Source organism: Pseudomonas sp. Ma2-10 (genome assembly GCF_054330215.1).
This window is the reverse complement of the sequence record NZ_JBTEYL010000007.1, coordinates 148244-163590: the sequence shown is the minus strand read 5'-3', so window position 1 is coordinate 163590 and position 15347 is coordinate 148244. Positions and strand designations below refer to the sequence as shown.

The following is a 15347-nucleotide window of genomic DNA, read 5'->3' as shown; positions in this document are numbered from 1 at the left end:
AGGTACAACACTTAACCTAAAATAAGTACGGAGAATCACCATGAAACCTTCGATGGCAATAAAGCCTCTGGTTTTTGCAATCGCTGCGGTCCTGGCTGTTGCTGCACAAGCTGGACAAAACGATCGACGTGGTAACCACAATGGTCATAACAACGGCCAACACACCCCGCCTCCAACATGGATCCATACCGACGCGACTGCCAATGCGAGCGATAGGCAAACCAGTACCGGCAACCGCATCTACAACGAAGGGACTCAGAACTCAGCCGAAATGAGCAGCTCTGGCTCAGGCTCGAGCGGCAACGTCGGCATCAACGTGGCAGCAGGCGCCGGCAACCAACAAGACAACGCGGCCGCCATCGCAAACGCTGGCTCCGACTCCAGTCTCGATAACAGCTTCGTGTTCGGCAATGCCGAGGCCAGCGCTAGAGTCACGCAATACAGCAACAACAACAAGGTCTACAACCACGGCACCACAAACTCTGCCGTGATGAGTGGATCGGCCGATGGCAGCAACGGCAATATGGGGATAAACATTGCTGGCGGCGACCTCAACCAACAGAAAAACACCATGGCAATTGCCAACTCCAACTCTCCGTTGGGTAACGCAACAGCCACCGCCTCTGCCAATCAAAGCGGCCCTGGCTTGACAGTGAATAACAACGCTGATCGGACGTACCGTGTGGATACGATTACGGTTACCAACTCGGCCAGCGGTAGTTTCTCTAAAGATAAGTCATTCGAGGCTAGCGGCAGTGAAAGCGCTTCTTCGAGTTGGGCTGCCGCCGGCGCCAGGAACTCTGCATCCAGCGGTTCCTCAAGCGTTGATATAAGTGGTTCTAGCAGCAGCAATGCGAGCGGCTCCAACAGCAGTAATGCGAGCGGTTCCAACAGCAGCAATGCAAGCGGTTCTTCGAGTGCTTCCTTGAGTGCGTCCTTGAACGCTACTTTGGACGCTACTGCGGCGGCTTCCAATTCCGTTACCTACAATAATGGCTTTGGCGATCGCACCCGCAGCAGGAGTTCCGACTCATCGCTTAACGCATCGCTTGACGCAACGCTTGATGCATCGATAGACAAATCGTTCGAGGTATCGCGCGACTCTTCATACGACAGATCGCGCGACTCCTCGTACGACAGATCGCGCGATTCCTCGTTCGAAAAATCGTTCGATAAATCGTACGAGAAATCGTCCGCCTCCTCGTACGATAAATCGGGCAGCAAGTCGTCCGAATCTGCGTATGACAAAGCGAAAAGCTACAGTGAAAGCAGCTCATATGATCTGAGTAACACCTACTCCTATCAAGTGCTGACTCCAACTGGCTGGGCAAACCCTGTAACCAACACTGCAACCCTGAGCGGTTCGGTTAATGGTGGCAGCGGCAACCTGGGCGTCAACGTGGCTGCTGGTGTGGGTAACCAACAAAGCAACTCGCTGTCCATTGCCAACCAATCGTTCTAACTGCTGTCTCTGGAGGCCCCCTTATGGGGGCCTTTTTCAACACAACCAGAAGGCGCCCCACTATGCGCATTATCGCCTTGGCATTTTTGCTTTGCGTGGCCGGTGTGATCGAGGCAGCACAACTGCCGCTTGCCATCCTGCCGGGCGGCGCGATGGTGTTCAAGCCGATCCAAAGCGTGCGTGAGCGCAAGTTTTCCGACCTGGTGGAACAGCAAACCGACTTCAGTTGCGGCGCGGCTGCCCTGGCGACGATATTGCGCCAGGCCTATTGGCTGGACGTGAATGAAGAACAAATCATCGAAGGCATGCTGTCGCACTCTGATCAAGATCTTGTCCGCGTCCAGGGCTTCTCCATGCTCGACATGAAGCGCTACGTGGAAAGTATCGGCATGCGCGCCCGCGGCTACCGGGTAGCGACGGAAACGTTGAGCGAAATCAGAATTCCGGTTGTTGTACTCATGGATACCCGTGGCTACAAACATTTTGTGGTCATGCAAAGAGTCCATCAGGGCTGGGTCTATATCGGAGATCCGGTACTCGGTCATAAACGTTACAAAGTCGACGACTTTGTCAAAGGCTGGAACGGCATCATCTTTGCCGTCATCGGCCAGGGCTACGACAAAACCAATGCGTTGCTCGACCCACCCCTTCCACTGACCGCCAAAAACAGCATCAATACCTTCAGCCCGGTGCAAGACGCAGAGTTGATGGATTTCGGATTCATCCAAAGCGACTTCTTCTAATAACAAGGGAGCACGACGCTCCGGGAGCATTCCAATGAAGACTCCAATCTGGCTGGCTGTGGTTTGCCTGGCCGCCAGCCTGCCGACCCAGGCACAGACGTTCAAACCCATCGAACTTAGCGATCAGGAATTGGCGATCCTGCGAGGCCGCTATGTCATGCCGGGGCGGATCGTCAGTTTCGGCATTGTCATGACCAGCGCTTGGCAAAATGCCAACGGTGAAGTGATCGGGGCAACGTCCTCGATGCAAATTCAACAATCGACCATCAAGCCGCAGTTCTACGTGACAATGATCGACGAAAGGGGGAGTGGCTCAGCGCGTGCTCAAGTCACCGGCACTGGTACCGTCACTGGTGGCGGCGGCCTCAACGGCACCGAAGGCGTCACTCAAGTCGTACGTGCCGCCGGCGACCATAACACTGCCTACAACAACGTTGAGATCAACGTCACAAAAGCGAGCCAAGCACCCGCAGCGCAACAGCAGGGTCAGGCACTGGCCGCAGGCGCCACGCTGTCAGGCGCCAATGGTGCGGGCTCGCTGAGCATTTCATCGACCGGCACGGGTGTGCAACTCAACATCGTGGCCAACAACAACCAGGGCAATACCGTACAGCGCCTGGCCCAGGGCGGGCTGACGCAGAACACGACCGTGCTCGGCGGTGGCAACCAGGTCATCAACCTCACGTCCCTCAATGTCGTGCTGCGTGACAACGGACCGACAGGCGGATCACTGAACGGCAACCTGGACCAGCTCAAAGGTCTTCGCACCAGCGGATTCTGATCTACGCTCAGTCTCATCAGAGGTACTAAGAAGGGACGGCTAACCCATGCACCGATCGTTAACGTTCAGCGCTATCGTTTGTTTGAGTACCCTGGCCCCGGCGACACTGCTATACGCAGCACCGGACCCCCAGGTCGAACTATTAAAACAAGAACTCATGGAGTTGAAACAACGTTACGAAGCACAACAGAACGCGCTGATGGTACTCGAGCAACGCGTTCGCCAAGTCGAAGAAACACCTGCGACACCGGCTCCCAAACGCCTGACCAAATCCCCCGCCGAAACGACCAGGGGTGGCCAGACAGTGGCCGCCGGTACGCCGGGCACCACAGGCAGTTCATACGGCCAATCGCTCAAGGATGATTCGGAACCTGCGCAAAGCGTTTCCAACCTGTATGACGAAGCCAGCGGCTTTTTCGGTGGCGGCAAGTTCAGCCTCGAAACCGGGGTGACCTACACGCACTACGATACCCGGGCACTGACGCTCAATGGTTTTCTGGCACTGGACTCAATTTTTCTCGGCAGCATCGACCTCGACCGTATCAAGGCGGATAACTGGACCCTGGACCTGACCGCTCGCTACAACACGGGACAACGCTGGCAGTTCGATATCAACATACCCGTGGTTTATCGCGAATCCACGTACTCCTCCGGTGGCGCCGGTGGCGCAGGTCCGGTGACGTCGGACGCAACCGTTACCCGCGACCCGGCCATCGGCGATGTGAACGTTGGCGTTGCCTACAAGTTTCTGGATGAGTCAGCCAATCTGCCCGACGCGGTCGTTACACTGCGCGTCAAGGCGCCGACCGGAGATGACCCTTACGGCATCAAGCTGGTCCAGGTCCCGGGCAACGACAACCTCGCAGTACCTGAAGACTTGCCTACCGGCAATGGTGTCTGGTCGATCACCCCGGGTATCTCGCTGGTCAAGACCTTCGACCCGGCGGTGCTGTTCGGCAGCCTGGCCTACACCTACAACGTTGAAGACTCTTTCAGCGACATCAGCCCTCAGGTCAACTCCAAGGTGCCCGGGAAGGTGAATCTGGGCAACTCCTGGCAGGTCGGCGCCGGCATTGCTTTCGCCTTGAACGAGAAGATGAGTATGTCGTTCTCGTTCACTGATCAGTTCGCCCGCAAGAGCAAGATCAAACCGGACGGAGGCAATTGGCAATCGATTTCCAACAGCGATTACAACTCGGCCAACTTCAACATCGGCATGACCCTGGCAGCCACCAATAACCTGACGATCGTTCCCAACCTGGCCATCGGCCTGACCGACGACTCGCCAGACTTTTCCTTCAGCCTGAAATTCCCGTACTACTTCTAATCCGCCACCCACAAAAAACCCGCTTTTTCAGCGGGTTTTTTTGTCGATAGCTACAAGCTTTCAGCGCTTTTACCTGCAGCTCAACGTATCTGATGCTTGTGCAACAAGCGGTAGAAGGTAGGCCTGGATATCCCCAGCACCTTGGCGGCGATGCTCAAATTATCGCTGTGGCGGTTAAGTACATCGCACAAAGCCTGGCGCTCTGCCCGGTGCTTGTAGTTTTCCAGCGTGCCCATCGGCGCGGCAACGGCCTGCTGGCTGATCAGCCCCAGGTCTCGCGCTTCGATCTGCCGGCCTTCGGCCAATACCAACCCGCGACGTACCCGGTTGGCCAGCTCTCGCACATTGCCTGGCCAGTCATGCTTGCCCATGGCAATCAAGGCGTCTTCACTGAAGCTGCGCGGACGTCGCCCGGTTTCATGGCTGTAGAAATGGGAAAAGTGGTTCGCCAACATCGACAGGTCGCCATTGCGCTCACGCAGGGGGGCGGTCGCGACCTGCAACACGTTCAAGCGGTAATACAGATCTTCGCGAAAGCGGTTCTTCTCGATCGCGGCCTCAAGATCGACATGGGTCGCGGCCAACACCCGCACATCCACAGGAATCGGCAGGCTGCCGCCCACCCGCTCGATGTGCTTGTCCTGGAGGAAACGCAACAGGTTCGCCTGCAACTCCAGGGGCAGATCACCGATTTCGTCGAGAAACAGCGTGCCGCCGTTAGCCGATTCGATCCGCCCGACCTTGCGTTGATGGGCGCCAGTAAAGGCACCCTTCTCGTGGCCAAACAGTTCGGACTGGATCAAGTGTTCGGGAATTGCGCCGCAATTGATCGCGACAAAGGGTTTGCTGTGACGTTGGGATTGTCGATGGAGCGTGCGGGCAACCAGTTCTTTACCGGTACCGCTTTCACCACGGATCAATACCGGAGACTCGGTGGGCGCCAGCTTGCTCAGCAACTTGCGCAGTTCGCGAATGGGTTTACTGTCGCCAAGCAGCTCATGTTCAGGCTGATCAATGTGAACCGTGCCCTGCCCTCGCAGACGTGCCATCCCGAATGCCCGGCCCAGCGTCACCTGAACCCGGGACACATCGAATGGCAAGGTATGGAAATCGAAAAACCATTCGCAGACAAAGTCCCCGACATTCTGCAATCGCAGGACTTCCTGGTTGAGTACGGCGATCCATTCGGTACCGCTACGGCTGATCAGCTCTTTGACGGCGTCCGGGCGTTCGAGGTGAAACGGTTGCAAACGCAACAGGCCGACATCGCAGGTTTTGTCGACAGCCTTCTCCAGGGTGCAGCTGTCAACGTCCCAACCCACAGAGCGCAAAACCGGCAGCAGACGATGACAGTCGTCGCAAGGGTCCACTACTAACAGACGTCGTAAGGCAGGCGCTTCGATCATGACTGTTCCTTGGCGCCAAATTTATGAAATATTATTAAAAACAACCGTTTGGCGGACCTGGCTGTAACGTTAGCAATAATTTGACGTGACCTTGTACCGTTTGACTATAGAGCAGTTGCGTTATTAGTTATAAGAAGCGACTTAGTTAGTCACCTAACGAGTCCTGCCTTTCGTACAGTTTTCAAAGCCTGTCCGAACCATAAGCCAACGAAAGAAAGTTGATATTTCTTTTAATTGTATGTGACCCGCCCCCCGGTTGCGGGCATCAGTACAAGTAACCAGCCGAACGGTAAGCCCCACCGACGGCACATCACTTGATTGGACATACAGAGAGAAAACCCCATGAACGCCTCGCTCCGCATCAACGAAGCTCTTTTGATTGCCGACCGCGCATTCCAACCGTTCCAATGCGTGGCCTGGGCCCCACAAGACGGCAATGGCGAGCTCAGCCTGACCGTTATCGATCGCACCAACACCCGTAGCATCGGCCGTAAGCAGATCCCCAGCAGTGCCTATACCGATCCTGCGCAACTTGAATGCCTGCTTGAAGCGGCACGTGCGGAATTGAGCCAGGAGGGTTACAAACTCCAATCGTGGTCGATGCCACACTAAGCGTTTGGCGGGTTACTAAACGGTAACCCGCACCCTCCCCGATTATTATTCGAACTTGTATGCACCCAACTACTTGGCAGGCTTGTCAGTGGGTCGAAAAGACACTGTTCTGGCACACAGCGACCCTCCGTTTGTTAGTTATGACAGTTGTGCATCCAGGCGCTCAGGGATTGAATGTTTCCTTATACAGTCGCCCCCCAAACTCCCGGTTCAGGACGACTCGCAAGGAGTTGCGTGCATGTCAATCCAGACCGCATTTGCATTACCCGCAACCCTGAACAACGCCGGAAAACTTGATACAACCTTTGCCTCGTCTGGCAAAACCCAGGTGTATTTCGCAAGTAGCCTCTCAAGCATGGCCAACGGGGTCGCGATTGATTCACGTGGCAGGTTGTTAGTCGCGGCTAAGGTAGGAACGCCCGGCGGTAGCCGCTTCGGCGTGGCACGCTTGCTCGAGGACGGCTCGGCAGATTTGGCGTTCGGCAATCAAGGCAGCGTCATCGGGCAATTCGAACACGGCTTCGAGGCCATGGCCGGCAAAGTCCACATACGGCCTGACGGGAACATTCTGATAGCCGGCCTGCACTACGAAAATGCTCACCGGACACTGCCTGCCCTCGCCCTGTTTGATCAGCATGGCCGGCCGGTGCAATGTTTTGGCGACAATGGCCGCTGCGTCGTGCGTCTGCCAGGCGGTCTTTCCCAAGGCGTGCGTGATACCTGGCTCCCCCCCGGCGTATCGGGTGCAGAAGCTTGTGATTTCTGCGTGCAGGAGGATGGTCGAATCCTGCTGCTGGCCAATCATCACTTCGGACTGTCCGATCATGTCGGCATGCTGATACGACTCAACACCGACGGCTCGCTGGACGACACCTTCAACGGGCGTGGCTTCGTGATTGTCAGGCACTTGTTGATGAACACCTGGCTCAGCAGCCTGATGGTGCAACAAGACGGGCGGATCCTGGTGGGCGGGTCAATCAACTTCCCTGAAGAGGGTCTGCTGGCCCGCTATAAAACCGACGGCAGGCTCGACGATTGTTTCGCCGTGGATGGTTTCATGACCTTCAAGGCACATGGGTGTAGCACTCAGATCAGCCAGATCGTCCAACAGGAAAATGGCGATGTACAGTGCTTTGGCAGCAGCCGCGACCCGATGCATTGCCTGGCACTGAAAGTACACAGCAACGGCCGCCCGGACATTCATTGCAATGGAGGCCAGGCCCAACTGCTGGAAATCGGCCACAGTGGCTGCCAGTGGACCGACGCAAAAGCACTGCCGGACGGCCGCGTGGTGACGGTCGGGGCCACGATCGGCAGCGGTGAGGCGGACTTCATTCTGGCGCGGCATCTACCCGATGGGCAACTCGATCGTAGCTTCGGCAATGACGCCGGCTGGGTTCGCACCCGCCTGAGCCGCAACCTGGATAACGCAACTTCAGTGGTCCTGCAGACTGATGGAAACATTGTCGTCGGAGGCTATTCACTGGACGGCAACTATCGAGCGATCGTCGTACGCTATCTGGGGTAGGCCGGCACCGTTTTCCTTCACTTGATCTTCCCTGCCGTTTGCGGCAATTTGCGCGCTTCTTAATACAAGGAGTAGCCGATGCCCGGTTCAATGGCTCAGGCGTTCGCGCACAATTTTCTCGGGCATTCACCTCGCTGGTACAAGGCAAGCATTGTCGGCTTCCTGATTCTCAACGTATTGGCGCTGTGGACCGTAGGCCCGGTGGTGGCTTCCTGGCTGCTGGTGCTGGAGTTCATCTTCACCCTGGCCATGGCGCTCAAGTGTTATCCGTTAATGCCCGGTGGCCTGCTGTTGATCGAAGCACTGCTGCTGAAGCTGACCACGCCCCAGGCACTCTACGACGAACTGGTGCACAACTTTCCGGTGATCCTGCTGCTGATGTTCATGGTGGCCGGCATCTACTTCATGAAAGACCTGCTGCTGTTTCTGTTCTCACGGCTGCTGCTCGGGATTCGCTCCAAGGCCGCGCTGGCGTTGATGTTCTGCTTTCTGTCGGCGATTCTGTCGGCGTTTCTTGATGCCTTGACCGTGACCGCCGTGATCATCAGTGCAGCCGTGGGCTTTTACGCGGTATATCACCGCGTCGTCTCCGGCAACGATCCGCGTCAGGACAGCGGGTTTGGCGATGACCAGCACTTGTCCACACTCCATCACACCGACCTCGAACAATTCCGCGCCTTTCTTCGCAGCCTGCTGATGCACGGCGCCGTGGGTACCGCACTGGGTGGTGTTTGCACATTGGTCGGTGAGCCGCAGAACCTGCTGATCGGCGAGGAGATGGGCTGGCACTTCTCTGAGTTCTTTCTGGAAGTCGCCCCGGTTTCATTGCCGGTCCTGGTGGCAGGCCAGGTGACCTGCGTCCTGCTGGAGAAACTTCGCTGGTTCGGTTACGGCACCCCGTTGCCGGACAATGTGCGTGCGATTCTGGCCAATTACGCTGCACAAGACAGTGTCGAACGCACCGCGCGCCAACGTGCAGCGCTGGTCGTGCAGGGATTGGCAGCGCTGATTCTGATTGTGGGGTTGGCGTTCCATATTGCTGAGGTCGGCCTGATCGGCTTGATGGTGATCGTGCTGATCACCGCCTTCACGGGCATCACCGACGAGCACCGTATCGGCAACGCGTTCAAGGAAGCCATGCCGTTCACAGCCCTGCTCGTGGTGTTTTTCGCGGTGGTGACGGTGATTCACGACCAGCAACTGTTCACGCCTTTGATCCAGTGGGTGTTGGCGCTGCCAGCAGATCAACAACCGGGCATGCTGTTTATTGCCAACGGCGTGCTGTCGGCCATCAGCGATAACGTGTTCGTCGCGACCATTTACATCACCGAAGTCAAACAGGCCTTCATCTCCGGTCAAATGAACCGTGAGCATTTCGAGACACTGGCGATTGCGATCAACACCGGCACCAACCTGCCGAGCGTCGCTACGCCCAATGGTCAGGCTGCGTTTCTGTTCCTGCTGACCTCGGCGATTGCACCGCTGATTCGACTGTCGTACGGACGGATGGTGTGGATGGCGTTGCCGTACACCGCGGTGATGGGTGTTCTTGGTTGGTATGCAGTGAGTTTCTTGCTGTAAACCCGGAACGCAATAGGGGAGCGCGTTTGCCCCCACATGGGCGCGGTGTGGTTATCGAGGGAGGATATAGCGTTCGATTGCCTGGGCCGCACCGTCCTCGGTATTGGCGCCCGTCACCACGTCCGCTTGGCGCTTCACCGCCTCTTCCGACTGCCCCATGGCGATCGACAAGCCTGCGCGGTGAAACATCGCCGGGTCGTTGCCGCCATCGCCCAGCGCCGCGGTCTGCTCCAGCGGCACACCGAGAAATTTGGCCAGTGTCGCCAGTGCCTCACCTTTGTTGGCTTGCATCGCGGTCACGTCCAGGTACACCGGTTGTGAACGCGACACCTGCGCCTGACCCTCGACCTTGAGCAACAACTGCGCCTCCAGTTCAATCAAAAGCCCGGTGTTGTTGCTGGCGGCAACAATCTTGTCGATGCGCTCCAGGTACGGCTCGAAACCCTCGACCACCACTGGTGGATACCCCAGGCCATGCTGCTCCCGTGGAACCATGGGACCGGTCGGGTCCTTCACTAACCAGTCGCCACCGCTGAACACCCAAACCTCGATGTCCGGTTGCCCGGCAAACAACGTCAACGTGGTCAGCGCCGCCGTTGCCGGCAAGTAATGCGCGACCAGTAAACTGCCGTCCGGGTTGACGATAGTGCCGCCATTGAAGGCGGCCGTCGGCAGGTCGACGCCCAAGGCTTCAATCTGCTGCAACATGGCTTTGGGTGGACGACCGGTGGCCAGGCTGAACAGCACACCCGCCTCACGCAAGGAGCGGACCGCCTCAATGGTGCATTGGCTGAGGCTGTGATCGGGCAGCAACAAGGTGCCGTCCATATCACTGAGTAAAAAACGGATGGGAGGCGGCGGTAAGTCGCTCATCCCAGGCTATGCCAGACGCGACCGTCGCGGGTCAGGAGGTCTTCTGCGGCCTGCGGGCCGTCTTCGCCAGCGGCATAGTTCTGCACGCTCGCGTCCTGCTGCCAGGCATCCAGGAAAGGCTGCACGGCGCGCCAGCCGTTCTCGATGTTGTCGGCGCGCTGGAACAGCGTCTGATCGCCGGTCAGGCAATCGTAGATCAGGGTTTCATAGCCGGTGGACGGCTGCATTTCAAAGAAATCCTTGTAGGCAAAGCCCAGTTCGATATTGGCCATTGTCAAGGCCGGGCCGGGCCGTTTGGCCAGCAGGTCGAACCACATGCCTTCGTTGGGTTGAATCTGGATTCGCAGATACGTCGGCTGCAACTCCTCGACCTCGGTATCGCGGAACTGCGCATACGGCGCCGGTTTGAAGCAGATGACAATCTCGGTGTCGCGCACGCTCATGCGCTTGCCTGTACGCAGGTAAAACGGCACGCCGACCCAGCGCCAGTTGTCGATCATGACTTTCAGCGCGACGTAGGTTTCGGTTTTGCTGTCGGGCGCCACGTTGCTTTCCTGGCGATACCCCGGCAACGGCTTGCCGTCGATTTCGCCGGACGCGTATTGACCGCGCACCGAGTTGGCCAGCGCCTCCTCGACTGTCCAGGGACGAATCGCACCCACCACCTTGGCTTTCTCGCCGCGTACCGCATCGGCGCCAAAGGCGGCCGGCGGCTCCATCGCGACCATCGCCAGCAACTGGAACAGGTGATTGGGCACCATGTCCCGCAAGGTGCCAGTGTGTTCATAAAAACTGCCACGGGTTTCCACGCCGACGGTTTCGGCGGCGGTGATTTGTACGTGGTCGATGTAGTGATTGTTCCAGAACGCTTCAAACAGGCTGTTGGAAAACCGGCTGATCAAAATGTTCTGCACAGTTTCCTTGCCCAGATAGTGATCGATCCGGTAGATCTGGTTTTCCGTCATCACCTTGAGCAGACAAGCGTTCAACGCTTCGGCGGTTTGCAGGTCGGAACCGAAGGGTTTTTCGATCACCACCCTTCTGAACGCTTGCGGCGCCTCTTGCAGCAGGCCGGCGGCGCCGAGACGACGCACCACCTCACTGAAGAAACGTGGCGCGGTAGCCAGGTAGAACACTGCGTTGCCAGTGCCGCTGGCGGCAATTTTCGCCGCCAGCGCTTGATAAGTGCTGTCGTCCAGGAAGTCGCCCTGGACGTAGCTGATGCCTTTGGCCAGTTTGGCCCACAGTTCCGGATCAAGGGCTTGATCGCCCTTGCCCACCTTGCTCGCCACTTCGGCTCGAATGAAATCTTCAAGCTTGCGGGCAAAGGCGTCGTCGGTAATGGCATTGTGGTCAACGCCGATGATCCGCAGTCCGTCGCCGAGCAGACCATCGCGACTCAGGTTGTACAGCGCCGGCATCAGCAAACGCTTGACCAGATCACCGTGGGCACCGAACAAAAACAGCGTGGTCGGTGGTGCAGGTTCTGCCTTGGATTTATTGCGGATCAAGCGAGTCATTTTTTTGCAGTCTCCACATGGCCGCCGAAGCCGAAGCGCTGGGCTGAGAGAATCTTGTCGCCAAAGGTGCCTTGCCCGCGCGAACGGTAGCGGGAGAACAGCGAATTCGACAGCACCGGTACAGGCACAGATTGCTCCATGGCGGCTTCGATGGTCCAGCGACCTTCGCCACTGTCAGCCACTTCACCTGCGTAACCGTCGAGTTTCGGGTCGCTGGCCAACGCGTCGGCGGTCAGGTCGAGCAACCAGGACGACACGACGCTGCCACGGCGCCAGACTTCGGCGATGTCGCCTACGTTCAGGTCGAAACGCTGATCTTCCGGCAGGTTGGCGCTGGCCTTGGTCTTGAGGATGTCGAAGCCTTCGGCGAAGGCCTGCATCATTCCGTATTCGATGCCGTTGTGGATCATTTTCACGAAATGGCCCGAACCGGCCGGGCCTGCGTGGATGTAACCGTGCTCGGCACGATCGTCTTCGGACTTGCGATCCTTGGTGCGAGGGATGTCGCCCAGGCCCGGTGCAAGGCTCTCGAACAGCGGATCAAGGCGATTAACCACCTCGACTTCGCCACCGATCATCATGCAGTAGCCCCGCTCCAGGCCCCAGACGCCGCCGGAGGTGCCAACGTCGACATAGTGCAGGCCTTTTTCCGAGAGCGTTTTCGCCCGACGGATGTCGTCCTTATAAAAGGTGTTGCCGCCGTCGATGATGGTATCGCCAGCTTCGAGCAAGGTGCTCAAGGTGTCGATGGTGTCTTCGGTCGGTGCGCCGGCCGGCAGCATGACCCACACCGCACGGGGCTTGGCCAGGCCCGCGACCAGCGCCGGCAGGTCGATGACCCCAGAAGCGCCTTCTGCGGCCAGGGTGTCGACAAAGGCGGTATTGCGGTCGTAAACAACGGTGGTATGCCCGTTGAGCATCAGGCGCCGCGCAATATTGCCGCCCATGCGGCCCAGTCCAATAATCCCGAGTTGCATGTGCTGATGCTCCCTACTACGAATAATGTGTGTCAAAGGTTATAGCCCAACGCGACTCATTCGACTTAGTCCAGCGTCGGGGCACATAGTTTCCGGGCATTGTGCCCGATCCAGATTGATAACGTCGGTAATCGCGCCGAAGACACAACGACCATGAAAAATAAAAAAGTTCCCTTCCGGAGCAAAAGAAATCAAAATCAGCACCGATAGTAAGTCAGCATCCAATTTTGGGGCTGGTTTACAGTTGAGACAGCCATTTGCGAGGTGAGCAATGGGCACATTACATGCAGCACGGCCAGCACAAACCCTTTACGTCACGATCCGTCGCGATGAATTACGCCAGTTGAAAGACGAGCGCGACCAGCTGAAGCAGGAGCTCGCGCAACTGCGCTCGTTGACACAAAGCAATCAGGCACAGCCTTTGCCCGTCACGCACCGTGCGCCTCACGCCTGATCCCCTCGCTTGATTCGGAAGCCGCCCACTGCTGTTTCCGACCTGCCATTCCCCCCCTTTGACAAACCCCACAACTCACGAAGTTTTCACATCCGCTTGTTGATACTCCGGCTCATTATGGCCGCTCGGTATCCGTGCGGTGCCCGCTCGTCGGTAACATTGATGTCCCGACGATGGAAGTGACTACTGGCTGGAGCGCTGAATGGCTTTGTTTAAACGCAGCAATACGTCTGCGAAAGGTTTTGACTGGACAGGATTTCTCTGGCTGTTCCTGTTCTTCTGGTATTTTTCCGGCATTACCCAACTGCTGATCCAACTGACGGGCACCTCCGGGTTTACCGGGTTCCGCCAGGCCTTTGTGATGAGCGCCATCTGGCTTGCGCCGATGCTGCTGTTCCCCAAACAAACACGTGTCATGGCGGCACTGATCGGTGTGGTGCTGTGGGCCTGCTCAATGGCCAGTCTGGGTTACTTCTTCATCTATCAGCAGGAGTTTTCCCAAAGCGTCATCTTCATTATGTTCGAGTCGAACATCTCTGAAGCCGGCGAGTACATGACACAGTATTTTGCCTGGTGGATGGTGGCGGCGTTCCTCGCTCACACCGCTTTCGCTTACTTCCTCTGGACTCGCTTGCGCCCGGTGTATATGCCTCGCGGTCGGGCGCTGGTGGCGGCAACGGCGATTGTGGTCGCCGTCGTCGGTTACCCGCTGATCAAGCAAACCGCGCGTACCGGCAGTCTTGCCGGCGGTTTCGAGAAGTTCGAAAACCGCATCGAGCCCGCAGTGCCTTGGCAGATGGCCGTGGCCTATCACCGCTACCTCGATACCCTGGCCGGCATGCAAGCCATGCTCGATAACGCCAGCAAGATCCCTCCCCTGCACAATTTCAGCGATTCGACGGCCAATCAGCCGGCGACCCTCGTGCTGGTGATCGGCGAGTCCACCAACCGTCAGCGCATGAGCCTCTACGGCTATCCTCGGGAAACCACCCCGGAGCTGGACAAGCTCAAGGATCAACTGGCGGTCTTCGATAACGTCATCACCCCGCGCCCTTACACCATCGAGGCGTTGCAGCAGGTTCTGACCTTCGCCGACGAAGAAAACCCGGACCTGTATCTGTCGACCCCGTCGCTGGTCAGCATGATGAAACAGGCAGGCTACAAGACCTTCTGGATCACCAATCAGCAGACCATGACCAAGCGCAACACCATGCTGACGACCTTCTCCGAGCAGGCCGACGAGCAGGCGTACCTGAACAACAACCGCAACCAGAATGCTGCCCAGTACGATGGCGACGTGATCGAGCCGTTCAACCAGGCCTTGGCCGACGCTGCACCGCGCAAGCTGATCGTCGTGCATTTGCTTGGCACGCACATGAGTTATCAATACCGTTATCCGTCGTCCTTCGATAAGTTCCAGGACCGCAAAGGCGTTCCGGACGGTGTGCGCGACGATCAAGTGTCGACTTACAACAGCTATGACAATGCGGTGCTATACAACGACTTCGTGGTCTCGAGCCTGATCAAGGATTACGCCAAGTCTGATCCGAACGGGTTCCTGCTGTACCTCTCCGACCACGGTGAAGACGTTTTCGATTCTCCTGGCCACAGCACCCTTGGGCGCAACGAAAACAAACCGACGGCGCCGATGTACACCATTCCGTTCATGGCGTGGGCCTCGCCGAAATGGCGCGAAAACCATGACTGGAACATTGCCGGTGATCTGGGGCGGCCTTACAGCAGTTCGCATCTGATCCACACCTGGGCTGATCTGGCGGGTCTGAGTTTCGATGAACTGGATCGCAGCAAGAGCCTGGTCAGCGACAGTTTCAAGCCACGGCCATTAATGATCGGCAATCCTTATGAGCGCCAGCAAAAGGCATTGATCGACTTCAGTCTGATTAAACCCAAGGCCCTGCCAAACGCCCCGAAAGTCGTTCAGAAGTAATCCTTTCAGGGGCCGGTTCCGGCCCCTTTTTGACTGTGCCAATGCCGCAATTGCACTGTTCGAAATATTTACAAATAACAATTATTCTCGTTAGTCACTAAATCCCTCCTTCCTTCTTCGTCTTTGAACAAACGG

13 protein-coding genes are annotated in these 15347 nt (G+C 57.4%); 9 read left to right on the top strand and 4 right to left on the bottom strand.

Annotated features, from left to right (window positions below; translation table 11 throughout):
• Positions 1 to 40 precede the first annotated feature (40 nt).
• The 4 genes from ACXPVS_RS11740 to ACXPVS_RS11725 all read left to right on the top strand — a co-directional run bounded on the left by ACXPVS_RS11740 (position 41) and on the right by ACXPVS_RS11725 (position 4313).
• Positions 41 to 1462: a heme utilization protein gene (locus tag ACXPVS_RS11740; RefSeq protein WP_458510073.1), complete on the top strand. Its 1422-nt coding sequence runs from the start codon at positions 41 to 43 to the stop codon at positions 1460 to 1462.
• Positions 1463 to 1524: 62 nt separating this feature from the next.
• A complete protein-coding gene (locus ACXPVS_RS11735) occupies positions 1525 to 2205 on the top strand; it encodes a C39 family peptidase (RefSeq protein ID WP_458510131.1) in 681 nt (226 codons plus the stop codon).
• A gap of 34 nt (positions 2206 to 2239) precedes the next feature.
• The gene (locus tag ACXPVS_RS11730; RefSeq protein WP_458510072.1) at positions 2240 to 2986 is read left to right on the top strand and encodes a hypothetical protein; all 747 of its coding nucleotides are present in this window, start codon (positions 2240 to 2242) and stop codon (positions 2984 to 2986) included.
• A gap of 46 nt (positions 2987 to 3032) precedes the next feature.
• Positions 3033 to 4313: a hypothetical protein gene (locus ACXPVS_RS11725; RefSeq protein WP_458510071.1), complete on the top strand. Its 1281-nt coding sequence runs from the start codon at positions 3033 to 3035 to the stop codon at positions 4311 to 4313.
• Between the two features lie 80 nt (positions 4314 to 4393).
• Here ACXPVS_RS11725 and ACXPVS_RS11720 read toward each other — a convergent pair whose 3' ends face one another.
• Positions 4394 to 5719 carry a sigma 54-interacting transcriptional regulator gene (locus ACXPVS_RS11720; RefSeq protein ID WP_458510070.1) on the bottom strand — a complete coding sequence of 442 codons (1326 nt, stop codon included), beginning with the start codon at positions 5717 to 5719 and terminating at the stop codon, positions 4394 to 4396.
• Positions 5720 to 6061: 342 nt separating this feature from the next.
• Here ACXPVS_RS11720 and ACXPVS_RS11715 point away from each other — a divergent pair, with 342 nt between their 5' ends.
• From ACXPVS_RS11715 to nhaB, 3 genes are all read left to right on the top strand, one after another.
• Positions 6062 to 6331, top strand: a complete 270-nt coding sequence (locus tag ACXPVS_RS11715; RefSeq protein WP_458510069.1) for a hypothetical protein — start codon at positions 6062 to 6064, stop codon at positions 6329 to 6331.
• Positions 6332 to 6569: 238 nt separating this feature from the next.
• Positions 6570 to 7859 (top strand): hypothetical protein, encoded by a 1290-nt coding sequence (locus tag ACXPVS_RS11710; protein ID WP_458510068.1) that lies wholly within the window; start codon positions 6570 to 6572, stop codon positions 7857 to 7859.
• A 78-nt stretch (positions 7860 to 7937) separates the two neighbouring features.
• On the top strand, positions 7938 to 9440 hold the full coding sequence (gene nhaB, locus ACXPVS_RS11705) for a sodium/proton antiporter NhaB (RefSeq protein ID WP_458510067.1): 1503 nt from the start codon (positions 7938 to 7940) through the stop codon (positions 9438 to 9440).
• Between the two features lie 51 nt (positions 9441 to 9491).
• Here the strand turns inward: nhaB and ACXPVS_RS11700 are convergent, their stop codons facing one another.
• The 3 genes from ACXPVS_RS11700 to gnd are packed head-to-tail and all read right to left on the bottom strand — an operon-like array spanning position 9492 to position 12810.
• Positions 9492 to 10313: an HAD family hydrolase gene (locus ACXPVS_RS11700; protein ID WP_458510066.1), complete on the bottom strand. Its 822-nt coding sequence runs from the start codon at positions 10311 to 10313 to the stop codon at positions 9492 to 9494.
• Complete coding sequence (gene zwf, locus ACXPVS_RS11695) at positions 10310 to 11833, bottom strand: glucose-6-phosphate dehydrogenase (protein ID WP_458510065.1); 1524 nt, start codon at positions 11831 to 11833, stop codon at positions 10310 to 10312. The genes ACXPVS_RS11700 and zwf overlap by 4 nt, the downstream gene beginning before the upstream one ends.
• Positions 11830 to 12810, bottom strand: coding sequence for a phosphogluconate dehydrogenase (NAD(+)-dependent, decarboxylating) (gnd, locus tag ACXPVS_RS11690; protein WP_458510064.1), 981 nt, complete (start codon positions 12808 to 12810; stop codon positions 11830 to 11832). The genes zwf and gnd overlap by 4 nt, the downstream gene beginning before the upstream one ends.
• Positions 12811 to 13081: 271 nt before the next feature.
• Here gnd and ACXPVS_RS11685 point away from each other — a divergent pair, with 271 nt between their 5' ends.
• Together ACXPVS_RS11685 and ACXPVS_RS11680 are read left to right on the top strand one after the other, a co-directional pair.
• The gene (locus tag ACXPVS_RS11685; protein WP_458510063.1) at positions 13082 to 13264 is read left to right on the top strand and encodes a DUF6026 family protein; all 183 of its coding nucleotides are present in this window, start codon (positions 13082 to 13084) and stop codon (positions 13262 to 13264) included.
• 202 nt (positions 13265 to 13466) lie between these two features.
• Positions 13467 to 15212 carry a phosphoethanolamine transferase CptA gene (locus tag ACXPVS_RS11680; protein ID WP_458510062.1) on the top strand — a complete coding sequence of 582 codons (1746 nt, stop codon included), beginning with the start codon at positions 13467 to 13469 and terminating at the stop codon, positions 15210 to 15212.
• Positions 15213 to 15347 lie beyond the last annotated feature (135 nt).

Coding starts and splice junctions, on each gene's coding strand:
- ACXPVS_RS11740 (WP_458510073.1), top strand. CDS start 41: ATGAAACCTTCGATGGCAATAAAGCCTCTGGTTTTTGCAATCGCTGCG.
- ACXPVS_RS11735 (WP_458510131.1), top strand. CDS start 1,525: ATGCGCATTATCGCCTTGGCATTTTTGCTTTGCGTGGCCGGTGTGATC.
- ACXPVS_RS11730 (WP_458510072.1), top strand. CDS start 2,240: ATGAAGACTCCAATCTGGCTGGCTGTGGTTTGCCTGGCCGCCAGCCTG.
- ACXPVS_RS11725 (WP_458510071.1), top strand. CDS start 3,033: ATGCACCGATCGTTAACGTTCAGCGCTATCGTTTGTTTGAGTACCCTG.
- ACXPVS_RS11720 (WP_458510070.1), bottom strand. CDS start 5,719: ATGATCGAAGCGCCTGCCTTACGACGTCTGTTAGTAGTGGACCCTTGC.
- ACXPVS_RS11715 (WP_458510069.1), top strand. CDS start 6,062: ATGAACGCCTCGCTCCGCATCAACGAAGCTCTTTTGATTGCCGACCGC.
- ACXPVS_RS11710 (WP_458510068.1), top strand. CDS start 6,570: ATGTCAATCCAGACCGCATTTGCATTACCCGCAACCCTGAACAACGCC.
- nhaB (WP_458510067.1), top strand. CDS start 7,938: ATGCCCGGTTCAATGGCTCAGGCGTTCGCGCACAATTTTCTCGGGCAT.
- ACXPVS_RS11700 (WP_458510066.1), bottom strand. CDS start 10,313: ATGAGCGACTTACCGCCGCCTCCCATCCGTTTTTTACTCAGTGATATG.
- zwf (WP_458510065.1), bottom strand. CDS start 11,833: ATGACTCGCTTGATCCGCAATAAATCCAAGGCAGAACCTGCACCACCG.
- gnd (WP_458510064.1), bottom strand. CDS start 12,810: ATGCAACTCGGGATTATTGGACTGGGCCGCATGGGCGGCAATATTGCG.
- ACXPVS_RS11685 (WP_458510063.1), top strand. CDS start 13,082: ATGGGCACATTACATGCAGCACGGCCAGCACAAACCCTTTACGTCACG.
- ACXPVS_RS11680 (WP_458510062.1), top strand. CDS start 13,467: ATGGCTTTGTTTAAACGCAGCAATACGTCTGCGAAAGGTTTTGACTGG.